20 protein-coding genes are annotated in these 22,993 nt (G+C 49.2%); 12 read left to right on the forward strand and 8 right to left on the reverse strand.

Annotated elements, in window-relative coordinates; genetic code table 11:
• Positions 1 to 1,165: 1,165 nt before the first annotated feature.
• Positions 1,166 to 1,777 carry a LysE family translocator gene (locus EH243_RS10955; RefSeq protein WP_126158699.1) on the reverse strand — a complete coding sequence of 204 codons (612 nt, stop codon included), beginning with the start codon at positions 1,775 to 1,777 and terminating at the stop codon, positions 1,166 to 1,168.
• Between the two features lie 214 nt (positions 1,778 to 1,991).
• Here EH243_RS10955 and EH243_RS10960 point away from each other — a divergent pair, with 214 nt between their 5' ends.
• Positions 1,992 to 2,183: a CPXCG motif-containing cysteine-rich protein gene (locus tag EH243_RS10960; RefSeq protein WP_126158700.1), complete on the forward strand. Its 192-nt coding sequence runs from the start codon at positions 1,992 to 1,994 to the stop codon at positions 2,181 to 2,183.
• Positions 2,184 to 2,234: 51 nt separating this feature from the next.
• Here EH243_RS10960 and EH243_RS10965 read toward each other — a convergent pair whose 3' ends face one another.
• Complete coding sequence (locus EH243_RS10965) at positions 2,235 to 3,338, reverse strand: phosphoribosylaminoimidazolesuccinocarboxamide synthase (RefSeq protein ID WP_126158701.1); 1,104 nt, start codon at positions 3,336 to 3,338, stop codon at positions 2,235 to 2,237.
• A 302-nt stretch (positions 3,339 to 3,640) separates the two neighbouring features.
• Here EH243_RS10965 and EH243_RS10970 point away from each other — a divergent pair, with 302 nt between their 5' ends.
• Positions 3,641 to 5,068, forward strand: a complete 1,428-nt coding sequence (locus EH243_RS10970; protein ID WP_241235061.1) for an MFS transporter — start codon at positions 3,641 to 3,643, stop codon at positions 5,066 to 5,068.
• A gap of 20 nt (positions 5,069 to 5,088) precedes the next feature.
• On the opposite strand, the gene ppsR is transcribed toward EH243_RS10970, so the two are convergent.
• A complete protein-coding gene (gene ppsR, locus EH243_RS10975; RefSeq protein ID WP_126158702.1) occupies positions 5,089 to 5,907 on the reverse strand; it encodes a posphoenolpyruvate synthetase regulatory kinase/phosphorylase PpsR in 819 nt (272 codons plus the stop codon).
• A 176-nt stretch (positions 5,908 to 6,083) separates the two neighbouring features.
• Here ppsR and ppsA point away from each other — a divergent pair, with 176 nt between their 5' ends.
• Both ppsA and EH243_RS10985 read left to right on the forward strand, forming a co-directional pair.
• Positions 6,084 to 8,459: a phosphoenolpyruvate synthase gene (gene ppsA / locus EH243_RS10980; protein ID WP_126158703.1), complete on the forward strand. Its 2,376-nt coding sequence runs from the start codon at positions 6,084 to 6,086 to the stop codon at positions 8,457 to 8,459.
• A gap of 54 nt (positions 8,460 to 8,513) precedes the next feature.
• The gene (locus EH243_RS10985) at positions 8,514 to 9,203 is read left to right on the forward strand and encodes a pseudouridine synthase (RefSeq protein ID WP_126158704.1); all 690 of its coding nucleotides are present in this window, start codon (positions 8,514 to 8,516) and stop codon (positions 9,201 to 9,203) included.
• On the opposite strand, the gene rrtA is transcribed toward EH243_RS10985, so the two are convergent.
• From rrtA to EH243_RS11000, 3 genes are all read right to left on the reverse strand, one after another.
• On the reverse strand, positions 9,200 to 9,850 hold the full coding sequence (gene rrtA / locus EH243_RS10990; protein ID WP_126158705.1) for a rhombosortase: 651 nt from the start codon (positions 9,848 to 9,850) through the stop codon (positions 9,200 to 9,202). The two genes, EH243_RS10985 and rrtA, sit on opposite strands and share 4 nt — an antisense overlap.
• A gap of 7 nt (positions 9,851 to 9,857) precedes the next feature.
• Entirely contained in the window at positions 9,858 to 11,996 is a 2,139-nt protein-coding gene (locus tag EH243_RS10995) for a VIT and vWA domain-containing protein (protein WP_126158706.1), read from the reverse strand.
• Between the two features lie 141 nt (positions 11,997 to 12,137).
• Positions 12,138 to 12,875, reverse strand: a complete 738-nt coding sequence (locus EH243_RS11000) for an XRE family transcriptional regulator (RefSeq protein WP_126158707.1) — start codon at positions 12,873 to 12,875, stop codon at positions 12,138 to 12,140.
• Positions 12,876 to 13,081: 206 nt separating this feature from the next.
• On the opposite strand from EH243_RS11000, the gene EH243_RS11005 reads away from it, so the two are divergent.
• Complete coding sequence (locus EH243_RS11005) at positions 13,082 to 13,636, forward strand: GNAT family N-acetyltransferase (RefSeq protein WP_126158708.1); 555 nt, start codon at positions 13,082 to 13,084, stop codon at positions 13,634 to 13,636.
• Here the strand turns inward: EH243_RS11005 and EH243_RS11010 are convergent.
• Positions 13,586 to 14,404: a DMT family transporter gene (locus EH243_RS11010; RefSeq protein WP_241235062.1), complete on the reverse strand. Its 819-nt coding sequence runs from the start codon at positions 14,402 to 14,404 to the stop codon at positions 13,586 to 13,588. The two genes, EH243_RS11005 and EH243_RS11010, sit on opposite strands and share 51 nt — an antisense overlap.
• Before the next feature lie 278 nt (positions 14,405 to 14,682).
• Here EH243_RS11010 and EH243_RS11015 point away from each other — a divergent pair, with 278 nt between their 5' ends.
• The 5 genes from EH243_RS11015 (at position 14,683) to EH243_RS11035 (ending at position 19,767) form a co-directional block, all read left to right on the forward strand.
• Complete coding sequence (locus EH243_RS11015) at positions 14,683 to 15,159, forward strand: DUF1499 domain-containing protein (protein ID WP_126158709.1); 477 nt, start codon at positions 14,683 to 14,685, stop codon at positions 15,157 to 15,159.
• Complete coding sequence (locus tag EH243_RS11020) at positions 15,156 to 15,668, forward strand: M48 metallopeptidase family protein (RefSeq protein ID WP_126158710.1); 513 nt, start codon at positions 15,156 to 15,158, stop codon at positions 15,666 to 15,668. The genes EH243_RS11015 and EH243_RS11020 overlap by 4 nt, the downstream gene beginning before the upstream one ends.
• 93 nt (positions 15,669 to 15,761) lie before the next feature.
• Positions 15,762 to 16,544 (forward strand): TSUP family transporter, encoded by a 783-nt coding sequence (locus EH243_RS11025; protein ID WP_126158711.1) that lies wholly within the window; start codon positions 15,762 to 15,764, stop codon positions 16,542 to 16,544.
• Positions 16,545 to 16,658: 114 nt separating this feature from the next.
• Positions 16,659 to 17,078, forward strand: coding sequence for a hotdog fold thioesterase (locus EH243_RS11030; RefSeq protein ID WP_126158712.1), 420 nt, complete (start codon positions 16,659 to 16,661; stop codon positions 17,076 to 17,078).
• Between the two features lie 157 nt (positions 17,079 to 17,235).
• Positions 17,236 to 19,767 carry an MFS transporter gene (locus EH243_RS11035; protein WP_126158713.1) on the forward strand — a complete coding sequence of 844 codons (2,532 nt, stop codon included), beginning with the start codon at positions 17,236 to 17,238 and terminating at the stop codon, positions 19,765 to 19,767.
• Positions 19,768 to 19,950: 183 nt separating this feature from the next.
• Here EH243_RS11035 and EH243_RS11040 read toward each other — a convergent pair whose 3' ends face one another.
• On the reverse strand, positions 19,951 to 21,087 hold the full coding sequence (locus EH243_RS11040; protein ID WP_126158714.1) for an aminotransferase-like domain-containing protein: 1,137 nt from the start codon (positions 21,085 to 21,087) through the stop codon (positions 19,951 to 19,953).
• A gap of 632 nt (positions 21,088 to 21,719) precedes the next feature.
• Between EH243_RS11040 and EH243_RS11045 the strand changes: the two genes are divergently transcribed.
• Positions 21,720 to 22,676, forward strand: a complete 957-nt coding sequence (locus EH243_RS11045; RefSeq protein ID WP_126158715.1) for a DnaJ C-terminal domain-containing protein — start codon at positions 21,720 to 21,722, stop codon at positions 22,674 to 22,676.
• On the forward strand, positions 22,669 to 22,989 hold the full coding sequence (locus tag EH243_RS11050; RefSeq protein WP_126158716.1) for a chaperone modulator CbpM: 321 nt from the start codon (positions 22,669 to 22,671) through the stop codon (positions 22,987 to 22,989). The genes EH243_RS11045 and EH243_RS11050 overlap by 8 nt, the downstream gene beginning before the upstream one ends.
• Positions 22,990 to 22,993: the final 4 nt, after the last annotated feature.

Genomic DNA, 22,993 nt, shown 5'->3' on the forward strand with positions numbered 1-22,993 from the left:
CGAGGCCCAATCAACCCAATAAATTTGCATGTCAACCATCCAAAAATATAGCGCTGCGGTATCGCAGGAGTTTGGAAATTATACCCGTGACATCATGCTTTGCGTAGTTGATGAAAATTTTCACAATCTATACTCCGCGGCCGCTGCAACTATGATCCACGAAGCTCACTTCAGATTGTTGGTCAGCGCTTCAGCATGAACTAATCACATCAACATTAACCTTAGGGTCGTGGTAAGTAGCCATGCTTTTTTTCTTACTCAACTTCCGATCTATCCGTTAAGTGCCAGATTCACAGCCTCTGTCACTGCAATGGCAGCAAAACCTCCAACGATAACCAGCGCGAAGATCGCCCCGGCTTCCAATAGGATGATAGGGATATAAGCCACCATTGCTTACCTCCCAGGTTCAAACGGCGAGTAAGGTTTCAGAATCAGAGTTTTATTCACCATGATGTTAAAGCGGTATATAGGGCGAATTTCCAACGTAGGCTTGATATTCAAGTTTCGGTGCAACATTTGTTGGCCTACCTGACTCTACTGTCTGCCCATTTCAACCGCCAGTGTTTCATTAGCTGTTGTTGTCTCGCTATTGTCATCTTCCGGATGGGAGAGCTGCGCCCAGCTCTAATTATTGGTATGCCACTTTTCCTTCTGTTTGTCAGTGATGGGCAGTTAAAAATAAGTAGCTTACCTGACAACCTTGAGCTGGAATCTGCTGAAGGGATATCTGGTTGATCGAATACTAACAGCTAACCCTACGTTGCCGTTTTACAGGGGGGGGTGTTAGGGCTTCGCGTGATTCATGACAGTAGGAAATAGAGGGAAGGTTTTATCGCGAGTTAGCATCTAATAATGATGATTAAGCGTTATGGTTGGCTTTGCTGTAGGTGGGTGGTGCGGTTCGTTCCTCACCGGGCACCCTACGGATTATACGGGTTGCAGTGGTGCGGTTCGCAAAGCTCACCGGCACCCTACACAAACAGCGTTTGTGGTTGGGTGCATGGATGGTCGACCTGTAGGGTGCGGTGAAGAATGAACCGCACCATGGGTATTCATTATTCACCAAAACTTTCATTACAATTCTCATTACAGCTATTACTGTAGCTTTTATTACAGCTATTGTGCGAATATCGGTGCAGTTCGCAAAGTTCACCGTACCCGATGATTATAGCGTAACAACCCGCGCGGCGAGGGCGATCAGAATGCCGCCGGTGAGCCGGTTAACAAGCTGACTGCGTTTTTGTAACGTTTTCAGGATAGGGCCGTGGGATAGTAAAAAGACCATCAGTGTATACCAGAGGCCATCCACTAAAGCGGCGGTGGCGGTCATGATCATATGATCGGCAAAGGTGGCATCGGGGCTGACAAATTGTGAGAACAGGGCGATAAAGAAGATAGCGAGCTTGGGATTGAGTACCGAGATGGCCGCGCCTTCGATCCCCGCAGTGAATATCGATACCTTTTTGCCTTCATTCACACCAAAGGCTGACTGCTTACCCGCCCGAATCGCTTTAACGCCGATCCACGCCAGATAACCTGCGCCTAACCAAGTAATCACCTGAAACGCAAATTGAGATTCCGCCACCAGAATCGCCAAACCCGAAATGGTCGCAAATGCCCATAAGCCCACACCCGCGGCATGGAACCAGCTGGCGGCTAAGCCATGGCGACGACTATTCGTTACGGTTTGTTTAAGTACCACGGCAAGGCTGGGGCCGGGAGACATCGCACCCAGGCAGCAGATTGCAAGGAGAGAAAGCCAGGCTGTTAACGTCATGTTGAGTCTCGGAACAGTAGTATTGAAGTAATGAGTGCATTGGAAGTCGGCACGATGGGCTAAATGCACCTAAGCTGATAGGGTGGATTATATTACAGCGATGCGCAGGGAACCAGTATTCAGGCTGTAGGGTGATGTGCGGTGACAGGGCTGACGTTGAACCGGTTATCTCACATTCCCTTTTGTTGTGCATATCAATCGAGAGGTTTCAATGATGCGAAGTTTAGAATCTATTTCAGACGTTTGCCCCTATTGCGGTGAACCAATTGAGCTATTAGTGGATTGTAGTGCGGGTGATCAAGAGTATATCGAAGACTGTCAGGTCTGTTGTAAGCCGATCACGGTGGAACTTAAGTTAGATGGGTTGGAGCCGGAGGTGACGCTCAAGAGTGAAAACGAGGTATAAAAAACGCCACATCGGTTGATGCAGCGTTAATAGATCGGTTATCGCTGTGCTTTAATCGATCAGGCCGTAATCGTTGCGTAGAATCTCAATGATCTCGGCTTTCGGGTTTTCTGATAGTGGCAGTTTTTCACCGATAATCTTTTCAGCGATGCCCACGTAGGTATCAGATACTTTCTGCAGCAGGGCGACCGGTAGGGCGTTATCCTTAGCAAGCGCATAGCGTTCTTCCATGCGGTCTTTATTGATCAGGATATCGGGATCAGGGAAGAAGTTAAGCAGCTCCTGACGGAACACCTCTTTTGAATTCTCGACGATCTTGCCTTCACGGTAAGATGGGCCGTCCCAAATACGGGAAGAGTCGGGCGTACCAACTTCATCCATATAGATCAGCTTTTCCTGACCGGCCGCATCGGTGACATAGCCGAACTCGAATTTAGTATCGACAAACACCTGATCGATTTTTTCCAGTTCATCACTGATGACATCAAAGCCTTCTTTGAGCAGCTTCTCGTAAATGGCGATATCATCTTGCGAGCGGAAATGGAACGCCTCATGGTTGTTGACGATATCATCGCGGGAGATGTTTACATCATCCACTTCGGGGACGCCCGGAATACCGGTAAGAATCCCTTTGGTTGAAGGCGTGATCAGCAGTTCAGGCAGCTTTTGATCTTTCTGTAGATCATCGGCAATCTGCATACCGCAGAACTCACGTTCGCCCTTAGCGTAAGAGCGCCACATCGAACCGGTAATGTACTGACGGCAGATCGCTTCAATCATCACCGGTTTGGCTTTCTGTACGATCCAGACAAACGGGTGGGGGATATCGAGAATATGGCTATCGGCTAAGCCGTTTTCACGGAACAGCTTAAACCAGTGGTTGGAAATCGCATTCAGCGCGGCGCCTTTCCCTGGAACCCCATTCATACCGCCTTCACCGTGCCAGATGCACTCGAAAGCCGAGATACGATCGCTGATCACCATAATGGCCAGTGGTGCATCTTCCGCCACATCATAGCCTTTTTCCTGAATCAGGCGGCGACTATCGGCTTCCGTTAACCAATATACGGAGCGTACTTTTCCACTGTGTACCGGTTGGTTGGTACGAATCGGCAGATCATTGTTGACTGCCAAAACCTTATCAGCAAGACTCATTGCACTTTGTCCTGTATCTCAAAATAGATGATTAATAAAGTTCCAGAATAACAGCGTTTGCCTTGAACGATGGCAGTGCAGAGTTAGCTAGTAGATCAGCGGCGAGCGCTGTCGATTTCTACTAGATTCTGGAACAGGGATATTACACAGATTTGTAATATCCCGCTACATTTTGCCTCGGTGGATTTAAGGCGTTTAGTGCGTCGTCGATGGCCACCGTCTTGATGATGCGGATGCTAATGTAATGAATGTGTGAAGTATCTCCTGTTATACTGCGTCGCTAACATTGATGGGGTAATGCTGTGACTGATTCTGTATCTGATGCTTTCTCCTCTGCGGAGGCTAAGTTCTATCAAATGAACCCCCGAGCGCGCTGGTTTGTGCTCGCGAGTATCTGTATTACGCTGTTTATTGTGCCCTTATCGATGTCCGGCGTTAATATGGCGTTGCCCGCTATTGCCGATGCATTACATGCCGATGCCGTCTGGTTGAGCTGGATTCCTACCGCGACCCTGTGGGGCAGTATCGTGTTATTGCTGCCCGCCGGTCGGGTGGCGGATACCGTTGGCCGTAAACCTATCTTCTTACTGGGCCTATTAGGCTTTTCGTTGGCCTCGTTATTGGTGCTGTTTGTCGATTCGGTTGCTGTGCTGCTTCTTGTCCGGGTGCTTCAGGGGTTGTTTAGCAGTCTGGTGTTTGCCACGGCGATGGCCATTGTTGCCACGGTGTTCAGTGATAATAATCGCGGCTCGGCGTTGGGGTTTACCGCGACGTCGGTCTATCTCGGTCTCACCTGTGGGCCGCTGATCGGTGGCTGGCTGACGGAACACATAGGTTGGCAGAGTGTCTTTTGGGGGCCGGTACTGTTGGCACTGGTCGCTATTGTGTTGGCGGTGATTTATATCCGCAATGATGTTCAGTCGGGTAAGGCGTCTCAGCCGCTGGATTGGCGTGGTTCAGTACTCTTTGTGGCGTTGTCGACCTTGTTACTGTTGGGGCTTTCGGGGTTACCTAATCTCTATAACGTGCTGATGTTGATCGCGGGCGTTGTATTGATCTTTGTGTTTGTGCGATATGAAAACCGCTGCGAATTCCCCCTGGTACGTTTTAGTTTGTTAGCGACTAACCGAGTGATGAGCCGCTCCTTGATGGCCAGCTTTATGATGTATGCGGCCCATTACCCTGTGCTATTCCTCTTAAGCCTCTATTTGCAATATTTACAGGGACTCTCACCTAGTGAAGCGGGGCAGTTGATTCTTTTACAAGCGTTGATTATGGCGGTGTTGGCACCGATTTCAGGGCGTCTATCGGATCGCTATGAGCCACGCTTGATCGCCACCGTCGGTTGTTTGTTCTTCGCGGCGGGTTTTGCGGTGCTGGTATTCCTGACGTCAGACAGTGCGCTTAACCATGTGATTCTGTCTCTGTCGTTATTGGGTGTGGGCTTTGGTTTGTTCTCAACCCCGAACAACAATGCGGCGCTAGGCTCTGTTCCGAAAGAGCGTCTGAGTATCGCTTCGGCTCTGCTCAACCTGTCCCGTACCAGCGGTAATATGTTCAGCATGGCGATTATTATGTTGTTGATGAGCCATTTTCTAGAAAGCGATCAGATCCGCCCAGAGCGTTACCCAGATCTGTTGTTGGTGGTGAAACTCGGTTTTGCCAGCGCCTGCCTTTATAGCGTACTGGCAGCATGGTTTTCCTATAGCCGAGGTAAGGTGACCCGCTAGTTCAGCTAGCGGTGACCGCCTTATTTGATCCGGCGTTGTAGTCCTTTCTGGGCAATAATGCGGGTGGCGATCTCTTCGATCGAGAAGTGGGTGGTATTGATAAAAGGGATCTGCTGCTGCCGGAACATCCGCTCGACGCTGCGGACTTCCTCTTCACATTGATCGAGAGAGGCATAACGGCTGTTGGCGCGACGTTCATGACGGATAGCCGCGAGTTGAAACGGATCGATGGTTAAACCAAATAACTTATCTTGAAAGGGCTGCAGCACCTCAGGCAAGGTCGGGCAGTTTAGATCGTCATCAGTCAGCGGGTAGTTGGCTGCCCGAATACCAAACTGCAGTGCCATATATAAGCAAGAGGGTGTTTTTCCGCAACGGGAAACACCAGTTAAGATAATGTCCGCTTTATCGTAGTGCTGTGTTCTGCCGCCATCATCATTTTCCATCGCAAAGTTGACCGACTCAATACGGTCCATATAGGTGTTTACTTCATTGATCGAGTGGGATTTGCCGACGCTATAAGATGAGTGGCTACCGAGTTCTAGTTCCAGCGGTTTTAGAAAGGATGAAAATACATCGATCTTATAGGCGCTACTGGTGGAGATGACTTTACGGATGGCTTCATCGACAACCGTATCGAATACTAGGGGCCGATAACCATCATCAAGACCAGCTTGGTCGATGGTCTCAACCGCGACAGCGGCTTTGTCGATACTGTCGATATAGGGCAGTGTTACTTTATTAAATTGAATCGAACCAAATTGCGCCAGTAAGCTATTACCCAAGGCTTCGGCGGTGATGCCTGTGCCGTCAGAGATAAAAAAAGCGGTGCGTTTCATAAGCTTAAACTGTCCTGTGTCATCGTAGTGTATCGCTGGGAGGTTATTATTACGGCATTGGCGCGTACTGTATAGCAAACTATTGTCTAAAACAGGAAGTTACTTAACGCACTGAACATACGTGCGGAATTACAGTATGATTAGCCCCATAAGAGAATATTAAGGAGTGTACGGTTTTGCAGGAATATATCGTTCGTCTAGATCAAGTGGGTATGGATGACATTGACCAAGTAGGTGGCAAAAACGCTTCACTGGGTGAAATGATAACCGAGCTATCCGGTGTCGGCGTGAAAGTCCCCGGTGGATTTGCGACAACGGCAACTGCATTCCGGGACTTCTTAAAGCACAATCAACTGGATCAGCGCATCAGTGAGCTATTAGCGCAACTCGATCCTGAAGACGTCAATGCGTTAGCCATTACCGGTAATCAGGTGCGCCAATGGATTCTCGAGACACCTTTTCCCGAGGCGCTGGATAAAGCGATCGAGCAGGCGTTTACCGAGATGGGTGGTGATGAGGATCAAGCGGTGGCGATCCGTTCATCCGCGACGGCGGAAGACCTGCCCGATGCTTCCTTTGCCGGTCAGCAGGAAACCTTTCTTAATATCCGTGGATTAGCCAATATCAAAACCGCTATTCACGAGGTATTTGCCTCGTTATATAACGATCGGGCTATTTCATACCGTGTGCATCATGGGTTCGAACATCATGATGTGGCGCTATCGGCGGCGATTCAGCGCATGGTCCGCAGTGAAACCGGTGCCAGTGGTGTGATGTTTACGCTGGATACGGAGTCAGGCTTTAAACATGTGGTGTTTATCACCTCGGCCTATGGCTTAGGCGAAACCGTTGTGCAGGGTGCGGTGAACCCCGATGAGTTCTATGTCTACAAACCTACACTACGTCAAGGTGCACCGGCGATTCTGCGCCGTAATCTGGGCACCAAAGCGATTAAAATGGTGTACGGCAAAGAGGGAAACACGGCCAGTGCTGTGGAGACGGTGAAGGTTCCCGTTGAACAGCGGTTGCAGTTCTCGATTAACGATGACGATGTGCAAAAATTAGCGCAGATCGCCATGACGATCGAACAGCATTATGGCCGGCCGATGGATATCGAGTGGGCGAAAGATGGTGATGATGGCGAGCTGTATATTGTTCAAGCGCGTCCCGAAACCGTCAAAAGCCGTGATAAGACCGCGGTTATTGAGCGATACCTGCTGAAAGAAACCGGCAATGTGTTGCTCGAAGGACGCTCTATTGGTCATCGTATTGGCAGTGGGCCGGTACGGATTGTCGAAAACCTAAGTGACATGGATAAGATTCAGCCCGGCGATGTGTTGGTCACCGATATGACCGACCCCGACTGGGAGCCGGTGATGAAGCGTTCGTCGGCGATTATTACTAACCGTGGTGGACGCACATGCCATGCGGCGATTATTGCCCGTGAACTGGGGATTCCCGCGATTGTCGGCTGTGGTGATGCCACTGAACGGTTGCATGATGGTCAGGAAGTCACCGTCTCCTGTGCAGAGGGGGATACAGGACGAGCCTATGAAGGGCATCTAGACTTTGAACATCAAACCAATAAAGTCGATTCCATGCCGCCACTGCCACTCGATATTATGATGAACGTGGGCAATCCTGATCGGGCCTTTGATTTTCAGGCACTGCCTAATGCGGGTGTGGGCTTGGCTCGGCTTGAATTTATTATTAACCGTATGATCGGTATTCACCCGAAAGCCTTGATCGAGTTTGATCAGCAGGAAGAGGGGATTAAAACCACGATCGCACGGCGCATCGCGGGCTACGAGAGCCCCATAGAGTTTTATGTGGCGAAGCTGGTGGAGGGAATCTCGACACTAGCAGCGGCGTTTTATCCTAAAAAAGTTATCGTGCGGATGTCGGATTTTAAATCCAATGAATATGGCCATCTGATTGGTGGTGCAGATTACGAAGCCCACGAAGAAAACCCAATGCTCGGTTTTCGTGGGGCTAGCCGCTATATTTCAGAATCTTTCCGTCAATGTTTTGATTTGGAATGTCGGGCGCTGAAATATGTACGTGACGTGATGAAACTCACCAATATTGAGGTGATGATTCCGTTCGTGCGCACCGTTGGGGAAGCCCGTCAGGTGGTCGAACTGCTGGCTGAAAATGGCTTGGTGCGGGGCGAAAATGGTCTGCGGGTCATCATGATGTGTGAGATCCCCTCGAATGCATTGTTGGCCGATCAATTCCTCGAATACTTTGATGGTTTCTCTATTGGCTCCAATGACCTGACTCAGCTAACGCTAGGGTTAGATCGCGATTCCGGCGTGATTGCGCATCTGTTTGACGAACGTAATGACGCAGTACGTAAGTTGTTGGAGATGGCGATTCAGGCGTGCCGCGCACAGGGTAAGTATGTGGGCATCTGTGGTCAGGGGCCATCCGATCATCCTGATCTAGCTAACTGGCTAATGGAACAGGGTATTGATTCGGTGTCGTTAAACCCAGATACGGTGCTGGAAACCTGGTTCTTCCTTGCCAATGAAGATAATAAATCACTTTGATTTTATACCGTTATCTTTGTGGTTGTTGTCAATGTCATTTCTAACTGAACGCTGATGCAGCTCGATCGGTTTATTCAGATCAACACCCCCTATAGTCGGCGGCATGTGAAGTGTTTGCTGGCTGAAGGGCGGGTGACGGTGGCGGGAAGTGTGACCACGGATGCTGGCCTTGAGGTAGATCGTTTCGTTCGCATTGAACTCGATGGTCAGATATTGCAGGAATCCCAAAGCCACTACCTGATGTTGCATAAGCCTGCGGGTGTAGTCAGTGCCACGGAACATCCGGAGCATCAAACCGTCATCGATCTGCTGCCGCCAGCATTACGAGAGGGGTTACATCTAGCCGGGCGGTTAGATCTGAAAACCACCGGGCTCTTGTTGCTAACCAATGATGGCCATTGGTCGCGGCGAATCACCCAGCCAACCTCGAAGATCGCCAAGGTTTACCATGTGACCACCCAAGATGAAGTTGCGGCGGATGCGGAGGCTGTCTTTGGTCAAGGGATCTATTTTCGTTACGAAGACATTACCACGCAGCCCGCTGAACTCGAGCGCATCGATAGCCATCATTCCCGTCTCACCCTGCACGAAGGCCGCTATCATCAGGTAAAGCGGATGTTTGGTTATTTCGATAATGAAGTGACGGCATTACACCGCGAGCAGATCGGTGGATTAACGCTAGACCCTCAATTGCCTCCCGGTGCTTTTCGGCCACTCACCGCCGCTGAAATTGCGCTTTTCTAATGATGAGTCCTCGTTAGTTCGCTGCTAGTATTCCGCGCCTTGAATTTATCTGTTTCAATCATCCAGCCCAGAATGACAACGACCCCCGCCAAAGAGCCGACTAAATGAGCGGTTGGGTAGGCGGGCCAGGCACTTTGACTCAGTAACGCTTGCTGACTGAACTGTTCCCAGATTAACTTCCCCAAACAGATGAGTAGCGGTAACCAGCCATTGAGCGAGGGTTGTTGGCGGGCAAAGATCACCAAGCTTAATGTCAACGGAGCGAATAGCAGGCCAGATAACCCCGCATAGCGGCTAATACCGGACGCAGGTGACATCAGGTGGACGTCCAATAAGAAGACGGCTGCCAGCAATGCTGCCAGTAGATATTTAGGTGAATGCAACTCTAGGTATCCAGCGGCTAGTGCAAAGGCCAATAGATCCCACAGCAGGTGACTAGAGGAGGTATGGCTGAGATGTCCGCTCACTAGACGCCAGAGCTGCCCCTGTTGAATCAATTGTTGATCAAAGTAGCTGAGCTCAAATAGAGAAGGGCTCAAGCTTAAGGGGAGGGCGATGAGAATAATAACGAGCGTAATGAAGGGAAGCCTAACGCCCCCCGCTAAGGCGGGAGGCGTATTTACGTTGATGTTATTGGACGTGTTCATAGTGATCTCACCATTGTCTGCGGTTCTGACGGCTACGGCGATCGTTACGGTAGTGAACCAGTAACAGAGAACCGATCAATAACAGTATCCAGTGACCGATCGCACCTGAACCCGAACTAGAACCGCCGAATGAGGCTCTTGATTGTGATGGGTTAAACATCGGCTTTTGGCTGTCGGCACGGCTGCTAGCAACCGGTTGCTGTAACCGTTGTTGACGGGCCAGCTGTTCGTTCTGCGTACGTTGCTGATTATCACGTTCAATCTTCAGCTGTTTAAATACTTCTTCTCTGACAACCAGCATGGAGGTGTAATCGGTGACGAGATCATACTGCAGCGCTATATCGGTCATCGCTTGTATGCCATCGGCGTTAGCTGCGTCATCCTCACCGAGGTAGTCCATTTTAGCTTGTATATTCTCGATACTGGCAAAGGCCCAGATGCGTTCAAGTTCAGGGTGTCGCTGGCTGCCTTCTTCATTAAAGCGTGGCAGCGTGACCTCAGTGCTGTATTCCCGTGTTTGCTGTCCTGCATCCGCGGTTAGTGTCACCTTGACCGGTCCCGGCTTACGATAATGGCCGAGCACAGTTAATTGTTCGCCACGGTAGAGTGATCCGATCTGATCCGGTGTTAGGTCGGTGACTCGGCCACCATCGATGCTTAGCTGCACATTGCGCAGTGCCTGATGAGTCATCTTGCTGGTGGCTAACATCAACTGGCCGACAATATCGTCCGCGTTAGATACGCTGATGGCAAAACCGTTGGAGACCTCCGTCATACCGTTGAGTAATGGTCTGTTAGCGCTATTCCCCATGACGAAGGTGAATAGTCGGACATCCGCCTTTTCCATTAAATCGAGAAAGCGTTTCTTCTCGGTCACACCTAAGTTAGCGACCCCATCGGTGACCAAAATCATAGCCGTACTACGGTCTGAATCCATATTCTTTAAGCCTAAGGATAAGCCGGCATAGAGGTTGGTGCCGTTAGTCGGTTGGTATTGTGCCAATTGATCCAGTAGCGGGCTGATGATCTCTGGTTTGGCCAGTTGGAAGCCTTGCGAGAAATCGGTTGCGCTGTTGTTAAATAGAACGATTTTAAAGCGGTCTTCAGGACGCAGCTTAGCAAGCCCCTGACGCACACCGTCAATAAGTGTGCTGTATTTTCCTTGCATCGAGCCGGAGACATCCAAGACAAACACCCAGTCACGACCGCCCTGCAAAACGCCTAAATCATCACCGGGCGTCAGTGTCATCATGAAGGTGCCCGGTGCGTCAGCGGAAGCTTTGTAGCTTAGTAGATCGAGACTGCCGGGTAGGTTTTGGCTGTGGCGCCAATACACCACGATATCTTTATCGAGACTGGCCGCGGGGACGATACCGGCGGGTTGAAGCTGTTCACTCGGTAAGCCTTCAGTGCTGGTCTCTATTTGAGTGTCAGTCGCGGCTGATGGATTGCTTTGGTTCTCTAGGCTGATATGCCACTGTTGAGGATTAAGCTGCTGTACCGTGGCTTGAGTGTGTTGCGGTAGGCGAATAGAGTCGATCGGATAACCGGAGGCGAGGGTCATATTAAAGCTGAATTTTTCATCTACGGTTTCGTTACGGCTCCAAAAGGCATTTTTCTGATCATCGACACCGCCATCTTCGAGTGGGTAGACGTATCGGCCCACACCGGAATCCACATGGGTGGGTTGAATATAAACCAGCTTGATACGCACATCACCGTTGGGCTGCACCGGTGTGACATTGATGTCGAAGGTTTTATAACTGTCTTGTTCCACCAGAGCGGCTTCCCGTCCTGCTTGTTTTTCCTGTTCATAGATCTCTCGGGCTTGTTGCTTTTTAACGACTTCACCGGAGACCGGTTTGCCATCAATCCAATAGGTGAATTCACCCACAGCAGCATGATCAGGTAACGGGAAGCTATAGATCGCTTCTAGGGCTTGATTAGAGGGGTTATGGAATACCTGTTCAATGCTGGTGACGGCGTAGCTATGTTCCATCACGACATTGACGTGATGTTCTTTAATGGTTAAATCTGGCAGGCTGGATTGCGTTGGTTTAAGTAATCCTGCGGCGTCGGCTGTTGAGTGCCCGAGGGTCAGTGCCAAACTCAAAGCGAGGGTGCCGGTTAATAATTTGCTGCTCATATAAATCCTCTGAATCTCAGTTCGTTGAAGTCAGAGGGATGATCTAGTTAAAACCGTTTCAGGCGTAGCAAAACGATCAAGGTAGCAAATAACGCTACCTTAGGTTGAATAAAGGGTTGAATCAACGGGGATGGGAAGGCGTTAAGGGTTTTTACGGTAGTGCTTAAACAGACTGTACTGCCATTGGCGTATCGCTATCACCATGGTGTTGCCATGTTTTTGATCCATCGGTAGGGGATAGTCGTCACGAATGAGGCTATTAAACTCTTCTGCGATGCGTTCCATCTTTTTCTGCATAGCGAGATTCGCTTCGGGTGTTAGCACCCCGTTAAGTACAATCAATTTCTCGTGTTTTTTATCGAAACGGGACTGGAAGAAATCCTGCTCAACTTTTTGCTGGAAAAACTGCTGAATCGGGCCGTTAGGCAGCCAGGTGAAGTTGGGATCGATCAGCAGCTTAATACGGTTGTTGGGTTGCAACTCGATAAAATGAAGGCGGTCGAGTTGTGCCAGTTTACGGATGCAGTCATGTTCACTGATATCGTAATGGTCGATGATATCCTTAAAGCCGAAACCATTGATTACACTGACCGCAATTAAGAGTAGTTCGAGGTCGGATGCGATCTCTTGTTCCTGTTCGCGGGTAAGCTGGGTGAGGCGTTGTTGCTCTTGGGCCATCAGCTTGAACAACCCCGTGAGTTCCAAACCTGCTAGGTCGGCAATAATCTCTAGACGCTGCAGGGTAAAGTTCTGTTCAGAGAATAGACGTTTGACTGAAGCCTCGCTGAGTTGCAGTGCATCGGCCACATGGGTATATGTTTTCCCCTGTGCTTTTAACTGCTTCTTGAGGGTTTGAACCAGTGCTGCTGCCTGCGCCATATAGCTGCCTTTAATTCCATGGGTATCGAACAAGGGTGTGTTTTAGCATAAAAAAGTAGCGAAATCTGCCCAGAAGCAGGTAGATGCTTGCGGTTATTATATTTATACCGTTATCTGTTGTTGGTTTTAAGGGTCATAAACATGGTTTAATTTAACTAAGTTAATAGGTGAACCACTCTTTTCAGGCTCTAATAATCAGGATGAACATGCCCTATAAAATCCCCCAGTCTCTGACTACTGAGCGATTAACGCTGACTAAAATTTCGATTGATGATTGGCCCGCACTGCATCAGTTTTATAAAGATATAGAATCAACCCGATACACCACAGGCCGTCCTTTAAGCGAAGGGGAGAGTTGGCGTATCGTGGCCGCGTTAATCGGTCATTGGGAAATCCATGGTCATGGCCCCTACACCCTGAAGTTGAAAGATAGCAATACCGTCGTCGGGATTGTTGGTCTTTGGTATCCGGGAGATTGGCCCGAACCTGAAATAATGTGGTCGTTAATTCCGGGCTATAGTGGCAAGGGATACGCGACAGAGGGGGCTATTGCCGTGAGAGAGATGGCGGCGACTTACTTGCCCGAGCTGCGTCTGATCAGTTTGATCTTTGAACAAAATGCTGCATCACGAAAACTGGCCTTATCGCTAGGGGCAACACTGGAAAGGGAGTTTAGCTTTCGAGATAAAACCGCCTTGATCTATCGTCATTTAGCGCCGTTGAATCCGCGTGAGCACAATACCCGCGAGAATACCGATTAGTGCAAACAGACTACTCGGCGGCACGGAATCATCTAGGATTAATGTGCCGGCAAAATACGCGACTACTGGAATAAGGAAATTACAGTTTGATAGAAAGCTGGGGCCGGCGCGATTCACCACAACGAAGTAAACAATGGAGGCAACGCCGGCTGGCATAACGCCGAGCCAAAGCAGTGCGATCACCGAACTGGGTGTGGCGAGTGAAGTGAGCTCTTGGTAGATACTTGCCCCATGGTAGAGGACAAACGGCAGTATCAGGATGCAGGCACAAATAGTCATGCCTGCTCCGCCAACGAGTGGGTTGAACCTCGGTAATAAGCGGATGAGAATCGTATTGATGGCATAGCTACTGGCCGCAGCAAGGATAGCGAGGGCGCCGATTAGATCGATGCTGCCTGAGGCAAAAGGATTGAGTAACAGGGTGACACAGCTAAAGGCGATGACGAATCCTAGGAGTTTGTAACGGTTGAATGTTTCACCCGGCACAACATAGTGTGCGATCAGCATGGTAACAAAGGGCATTACCGACATCAGCACACCGGTGGTGGCGGAGGTGACGCTGTTCTGTCCCCAGGTAATGAGCGTAAAGGGCAGGGCGTTACCAAACAGCCCCAGTAGCATAAAGCTGCCCCAGCTTTTGGCATTCAAAGGTAAACGTAATCCCTTTGAGTAAACGAATAGGCTAATAACAATAGCCCCCAACGCGATACGTGCGAGGGTTATTGTGAGGGCTGAAAATCCGCTCTCGATCGCGATAGAGGTCACCATGAAAGAGGTGCCCCAGGTGATGACGAGGAAGCCTAGAAGAAGCCAATTTATCAGTTGCGGAGTGAACACTATTCAGGTCTACCGTTGATAGCGGAAAAGCGGGCTATTTTATACTAGTCTTGCGGCTAAAGCTGTAGTGGGCGAGTCTTGGTTGGGTCTAGTAATCGCATCAAAAAGAGCGATCTATTTTTCATAATCCATTATTTTTGTGGCCGAGGTTTTGTTAAGCTCAGGCAACCTCGCTGAAATCGATAAAGCGTTAGTGAATAAGGGTATGTATGAAGCAGTTTATGATGATCGTCGGTATTATTGCCTTCGTATTGGTGGTTGCCGTGATGGGGTATTTTGTCTTTCAAGGGATTAAATCCCGTGAGCAAATGTCGCCAGGATTGGTTGATGGCGCGTTGTCGGCTTGTCCTATCAAGCCTAACGCGGTTTGTAGTTACGAAGGCACCGATACCGAGCACTTTATCGCGCCTATTACACCAGTAACTTCATCAGTAACGCCCGATATGACTTCGGTGGCTAAAACTGTTGAAGCATTAGGTGGCCGTATTGTCACCCTCGATACTCATTATCTAGCCGCTGAGTTTAGCTCCAATCTGTTTGGCTTTGTCGATGACCTTGAACTGTTACGCGATCCGTCCGAAGGAGTTATTCATGTGCGCGCAGCCGCTCGAGTAGGCTACTCCGATATGGGGGTGAATCGTAAAAGGGTTGAGGCGTTACGACAGCAGTTGGAAGCGGTGCAATGAGCGGTAGTCGGAACATAGACTATCTGGCCGGTTATTCCGCTGAACTGCAGCAACAGGTCACGCAGTTGATTGACGCCGGTAAGTTGCCCGACTATCTACGCCAGCGTTATCAGGGTGGGCATGGGGTATCGAATTCGAAAAGTCTCTATCAATACACCCTCACGCTGAAAAACACCCATCTCAAAAAATCAGCTCCATTGAGTAAAGTGGAGTATGACGACCGCATCGATGTTATCCATAATGCGTTGGGGCTACATACCCATATTTCTCGGGTGCAGGGCAATAAACTGCGGGCTAAAAAAGAGATCCGCATCGCCTCTCTTTTTAAGCAAACCCCAGAGCCGTTTTTACGTATGATCGTGGTGCATGAACTGGCACATATCCGCGAGAAAGAACATAACCGCGCCTTTTATAACCTGTGTCAGTACATGGAACCGGACTATCATCAGTTGGAATTGGACCTGCGGCTCTACCTGACCTGTCTCGAGCGCTTTGGCCCGATTTATTAAGGTTCATCAAGGCGTTGTCCGCCGATGGTTCTATTAAAAGACCATTTTTAATGAATATACGGCTCTAGTTGAAGCGCCGACTAAAGGTCCCCCATGGCTGACTTACAACTTTATCAATATGTACTGATTGGTTTGCTGTTTATCTGGAGCGGTTTTATCCGTTCGGGATTAGGTTTTGGCGGCTCGGTGCTTACGTTACCCTTTCTCCTGTTGATCATCGATGATCCACTGGTTTTTCTGCCGCTTATCGGTGTTCATCTGATGGTGTTTTCATTGCTGATTACTTGGCAAAGTCAGCGGCGTACGCAACGGGCGGCGGTTGAGTATCAACAAAGCGCTTCTACCATCGATTGGCGGTATTTGCGCTATGCCATGATGATCATGATTATCCCTAAAATGATCGGCATTCTGGGCTTGTTGACGCTGCCGGGACCACTGATGAGCGGCATCATCTATCTGATTGTGATCGCCTATGCCATCAGTTATGCATTCAATCGGCCTTTTAAGAGTAATAGCCGCGGGTTGGATATCCTGTTTTTAGTGCTCGGTGGTTATGTCAGCGGGACATCATTGATTGGAGCACCTTTAATTGCGGCGGTTTTTGCCGCCCATGTCAGTCGTGAAAAACTAAGGGATACGCTGTTTGTGCTCTGGTTTATTCTGGTGCTGATCAAGCTAGGCTCTTTTGTGATCGCCGGGGTGGATTTGCAACTGATTCACCATCTCTGGTTGTTACCCTGTGCCTATATTGGCCACCTTTTTGGGCAGCAGGTACATAACAAGCTGATGAGTGCCGATACGCGGGTGTTTTACCGGGTGCTGGGGACGGTGCTCATCCTAGTCAGCAGCTTAGGGCTTGTGCGTATCATGATGTAAGGCGTTTGTTAGGTTTCGATCGGTATTGCGCGACGTTGTCATTAAATTGCGGGGATATGTTATTTTTCCAAGCGGGGCAGCGGGGTAGAGTGGTCTATTTAGAGGGGAGATAGTATGGCGATTTGGAAAACAGAGATGAGCATTGAGGGGTTACAGTCCTTTATGAAGAACACCTTGGTTGATCATCTTGGCATTAAGATTACCGAGATCGGCGATGATTACCTTTGTGCATCGATGCCGGTCGATAGTCGAACCCATCAACCGATGGGGTTGCTTCACGGTGGCGCCTCGGTGGTGTTAGCAGAAACCCTTGGTAGCATGGCGGCGCAGTTAGCGGCCGAGCCGGGGCATCATTGCGTGGGGCTCGAAATCAATGCCAACCACCTATCAGGCATTCGTTCCGGCTTCGTCTATGGCACCGCATCACCCATCCATATTGGCCGCTCGACACAGGTCTGGGATATCCGCATTGCTGATGAAAACGGCAAGGGTGTTTGTGCCTCCCGATTAACGATGGCCGTTTTACAAAAATAGTACAAAATTTAACCTTGAATCGTCTTTAAAAGGGTATAAGTGGTCTATTTTGGGTGATAGACTGGCGAATTAACAAACCGGCTTATTTGCCGGTTTTTTTTATGTTTTTCAACCTGAATTTCAACTGCTAAATAAGCCAGTTGAAGAGAGAAGCTTCGTGCGTAAAACCCTATTGTCATTAATCGCCTTGTTTAGCAGCTGCATTATTCTTTACTTGGGTGTTGGTCTAATGAATATTCTGGTGCCATCAAGGATGGGACTCGAAGGCATATCGACAGATACCATCGGTCTAGTGCTCTCCATGTATTTTGTGGGGATGTTCGCGGGTGCTATTTACAGTAAGCAGTTAGTTAAACGGGTTGGCCATATTCGGGTATTTGCCGGCTGCCTTGCTATCGAAGCGATCTGTATTTTGAGTTTTACGCTGGAGACCAATGCGATACTTTGGGGCGTGTTAAGGGTTGTGCTTGGCTTCAGTCATGCGAGTCTATTAACCGCCATGGAAAGCTGGCTCAGTGACACGGCAACCGAAGAGACTCGGGGTAAAATGCTGGCCGTCTATAACGCCTGTATTATGACCGGTTTGTTCTGTGGTCAGTTCTTGATGGGGGTGGCGGATCCTTCTGAGAGCACGCTGTTTGTTTTGGTGGGTATTCTTTTCTGTCTAGCGACGCTGCCGGTCTTATTCAGTAGTTCCAAAGGCCCCATTATTGAAACCGTCGCGCCGATGTCGATTATCTCTTTGTTTCGGATTTCTCCATTGGGTGTGGTGACCTGCTTAGCCTCTGGTGCCGTGTATTCGGCGCTGTTTAACCTGTTGCCGGTGTTTGCTGCTGAATACCACATCACCGGTTTTCAACTGTCGCTATTTATGGGTTGCGCCATCTTAGGGGCGTTTATGTTGCAGTTCCCTGTGGGGATGTTATCGGATCGGTTAGACCGTCGATCAGTCTTGCTAGGATTACTGCTGGTTTCCTCATTATTGGCGATTGCGATTGTGCCTTTGGCCGCGATGGAGATGAGATTGGCGCTCTTCATTATCTGCGGTGTGACCTCGGGTATTGTTGCCTGTTACTACCCACTGAGTGTGGCGGAAGCCTTCGATAAGCTGAAGAAAACTGAAATGGTTTCGGCCATGGGCAGTATGATCTTAGCGTTTGGCCTTGGCGGTGCGATTGGGCCCTATACCGCTTCCTTAGTGATGGAAGCCTATGGCAGTGCGAGTCTCTTTTATTGTATTGCGCTGACCCAGACGCTGTTGGCAGTGTTCACCCTGTACCGTATGACCGTCAGAAAGGCATTGCCGGTGGCGGATCAGGAAGACTTCGTTATGCAGAGTGAAGCACTGTCAACCACGGTTCATCTTGATCCACGGATGGAATACAGTGAGCCCGAAGCGAAGTTAAGTTCTGAGGCAGAACTGGCGATGCTTATCGCAGAATCTGATCCTGCTGCCGCGGTCAGAATGGCCCAAGCATTAACCATGAAAAACCCAGAAAAGGGTACCGAAGTGGCTGCAGCCGTGGCGAAGGTGCCGGGTATTGATGTGATCCGCTTGTATGAGGTAATGAAGGAGGCGGCACCGGATCAGATTCTTGATATTACTCAAGCGATTGTTAAGGCGAAGCCTGAACTCGCCGCAGACTTGGTCGCTCGATTAGCCGAATGGTATCCCCAGCAGGTTATCCCTGTGGCTATCGAAGTGGGACGGGTGTTTCCGGATAAACGTATCGAGATGGCGCGGATTGCGGTTGATTCTGCGCCTGAATCGGCGACTCAGGTGGCCGAATATTATGCCCGTTTGATTGCTGAAGAGCGTGAATCGATTCGTCCTGCAGATCGTGAAGATGATACCAGTGAATCCGATGCGCTGAATATGGCGACCGAATTGTGGGAAGCTAACCCAGATCAAGCACTGGATATCGCGGTCACCATGGCTGAGTCTGTTCCTGAAACAGCGGTGGCGATGACTGAAGAGTACATGGCTGGCTATGAAGCGGAATCGACCAATGATTCAGCGGAAACATCCACCGAATCGTCCGCGAGTGATAGTAGTGATGATGCCGATGAAAGTGAATATCAGGATGCGATCGAATGGGTGTCTCGGATATCAGAAGCGGCACCTGAGCAAGCGATGGATGTAGCGGCAACCGTTGTTGAAGCGGTGCCTGAATCGATGTATGAGGTTACTGAAGAGTATCTTTCTGCGATAGAAGAAGATGATGAGAAGGCAACGGATGATGCCGAAGGTAGCGCAACATTGCCGGATGATGAGTCGGATACCGAGGAAGATCATGAGGAAGAGGAGCATCAGAAAGCGATTGAATGGTTAACGCGGATGTCTGAGCTATCACCTGAGACATCGTTGAATCTGGCGGTGAAGATTGTTGAGGCCGTGCCGGAAAGTGCGCAATATGTGGCCGCCGAAGTTGCTCGACTGCTACACGAGAGTTATCAGGAAGAGGATACCAGCGTCAGCGATGATTCAAGCAGTGAGGTTGATGATGCGGTCGAGCTGGTGAATCGTCTGAGCGAAGTCGCGCCGGAAAATGCCGAAGAAGTTGCGGTTGCCGTGCTTGAAACCATACCTGAAGCGGCGTCCGATGTGGTTGATGCCATCAGTTCTGGTGATGAATCCCGTGAGGGTGAGTGGGTTAACTCGATCGATAAGCACAATGATAATGCTTAGTGCTTAGTAGGGAGGTAGCGGTTAGCTTAACGGAAGGTGGCGACTCAAGCCGTCGCTTAACCTGTTATTGAACGTTAGCTAATAAACAAAAAGAGGGTCAACCGAAGGGCTAAAGCGCTTAGGTTGATCCTCTTTTTTTTGGTCGATTCACTAATTTAACAAGCTCAAATTAAAGAGCTCAAATTAAAGAGCTTTGGCCAAACGGGCGACCGCTTCAGGAAACAGTTCTGGATCGGTATTGCTGAAGTTGAGCCTCAATGAATGGTCTTCTTTAGCGCTACCCGCAGGGTAAAATGCTGCCCCCGGCACGACGGCGACCTTATGTTGCAAGGCTCGCGCGGCAGCATCACTGCTGTTTCCCTCTGTCAGGGTAATCCAGATAAACATCCCGCCCTCAACGGTATCGAAGGTTATCCGGTCACCCAGTTGGCGTGTCAGTTCTGCGCTTAGATGTTGATAACGATCCTGATAACCACGACGCAAGCGTGTTAGATGCTCGGGGAACGCGGGATGATTCAGTAACGCATGGATGATCGCCTGTTGTGGTATTCCGGTATGTAGGTCAGTGGCTTGCTTGATCCGTTCCGCGAGGCTAATAAATTCTGCGGGGCCACTCATGGCGCCGACTCGTAATCCGGGGAAGCCTATTTTGGAGAATGATTTAAGGCTAATGCTATGTTCTGGGCAAAGGTCACTGAGCAAGCCGAGCTGTTCACCGGCGAAACGCAGTTCGCGATAAGGGGCATCTTCCACCAGCGTTACGCCATAGTGACGACATAAGTTAGCCACCGCTATGCGTGTCTCCATTGACCACACTCGCCCGGTTGGATTGTGGAAGTCAGGTACGCTGTAAAACAGCTTAATATCTCCCGCCTTAAAGTAACTTTCTAGCTGATCGAGATCTGGCCCTGTGGTATGGCTGGCTAATGGACAGACAAGGGCACCGGTTAATTGGAAGGCTTGCAGTGCGCCAAGATAGGCGGGCACTTCGGCGACAACCTTATCGCCAGGTTCGAGCAAAGCGCGGGCGATCAAATCAAGTGCTTGCTGGCTGCCGTTACAGATTAACCAAGGTTTATCGGTGATTGATTGTTGGTTTAGGGTCTCAATCAGCGGCCCATAACCTTGGCTGTTGCCGTACTGAAATAGACTAGGGTTATCTGCCATTGATTCGCAAGTCGCACGGACGAGCTCAACCGGTAGTAGAGAGGAGGCGGGTAGGCCGCCTGCCATTGATATCATTCCCGGTTGTCCGGCGGTGCAGAGAATCTCTCTTATATAAGAAACATCTAGGGATTCTGCGTATCTTGCAAACTTCATGATCCTTTCCTAGTGGGGGCGGGTAATTGAATAAAAGGGTGAGTGGTCGTGAGCGTTAATTCATAGCGATAAAGAGGGTTTACCGTTTGGAATGAGCTGTTGAGCGCTTATCTGAGTATATGCTTGAGGCTTAGATAATAATTATCTGTTTATGCTTTGATATTTATCCATTTATGCTTTTTGGGTTTGCTAAAGAGTATGGGAAGTTGACTGATAACTCTGGTAGGGTTTGATTTTGTGCTCTTATGCTTAGGGGTAGCTTAAAACCCTCGCTAAGGTTCTCGACTGCCGCTTGCTTGCTAGGCGTTAGCACAGACAGTCGTATAGGAGCCTGACACATTGATACGGCTCAAGCGGTACGGCATTAGTGGCTATTTATTGCAGACTCAGATCTAGGAGTCTATGCAATCAGTAGAGGATGGTTTTACAATGCTAAAGGCCGCCTAATGATAACGCATAAACAGAGCGTGTTCTTAGGGGCATAACGTCGACAGCTAGCAGGTGTGAAACGGAATTAGCCCATCATCCTACTATTTTTACCTGCTATCGCTTTTAGAATAGGTTTATAGTGTTGACAATAATAGCGTCAGAATAGTGTTGTGTATGACGCAATGGCATACCTGGAAGGTATTATGGAATTTAAAGACTATTACAAATTACTCGGGGTTGAGCCTGATGCGGATGGCAAAACCATAAAAGCCGCCTACCGTAAACTGGCACGCAAATATCATCCTGATGTTAATCCGGAAGCGGGCGCGGAAGATAAGTTCAAAGAAGTGGCTGAAGCCTATGAGGTATTAAAAAATGCCGAGCGTCGCGCCGAATATGATGAGCTGCGCCGTTACGGTGGACAGCGGGAGCAGGGCTTTGAACAGCCTCGAGGTCGTCAAGGCAGTGCATCGGGTTCGGGGGATTTTGAAGGTGATTTCGCCGACTTTTTCAGTTCTGCTTTTGGTAATCGCGGTAGCCGTAGTAGCGGCTTCCAAGGGTATAGTGACTTCCAACAATCGGCTGCTCGTGGGCAGGATGTTGAGGTTGAGTTGCCGGTGTTTCTTGAAGATATTATTTCCGATGTTCAGAAACCGATCGAATATCGCATACCTGCTTATGTGAATGGTCAGGTAACGGAAGTTAAAAAATCGTTAAAAGTGAAAATACCTAAGGGTGTTTCTGATGGCGGACGGGTTCGATTAAAAGGTCAGGGTGCGCCGGGGCAAGGCGATGCGCCAAACGGCGATCTTTACCTACATATTCGAATCGTTCCACATCCTATCTTCGATGTTGAGGGGCATAATTTACTGATCACCGTGCCTATTACACCATGGGAAGCGGTATTGGGAGCCAAAGTACAGCTGCCTACACTGACCGGTAAAATTAACTTAAGCGTGCCAGCTAATAGCCAGTCGGGCCAGAAATTACGTATTAAAGGTAAAGGATTACCGATGAAAAACGGTATGGGTGATCTATACGCTATCTTTAAGATAGTGATACCTGAACATACCAATGAAGAATCAAAAGCGTTGTGGCAATCGTTGTCTGAAGTATCGGCTTTTGACCCCAGAACCGAATGGGAGAAACCAAATGTCTGATATTATGCTGAAAGTGTCATTGCAAGAGCTATGTGTGCAAGAGGGGATCACTGAGACCATGGTGATCGAAGTGGTTGAGCATGGGATTGCCGAACCCTTCGCAGGCCAAGACGTGAATGACTGGATGTTCGAGCTAAACAGCGTTCATTGGATGAAGAAAGCGATACGTTTATATCATGATCTGGATATTGACTGGGTGTCGATCGCGATCGTTATCGATCTATTGAAGCAAAAAGATCTGTTATTGAGAGAAAATGCCCGTTTAAGAAATCAGCTAGATCGCTTCGTCAGTGATGTGGCCGATTTACACTAATAAC

The organism is Amphritea opalescens, assembly GCF_003957515.1.
Lineage (GTDB): Bacteria > Pseudomonadota > Gammaproteobacteria > Pseudomonadales > Balneatricaceae > Amphritea > Amphritea opalescens.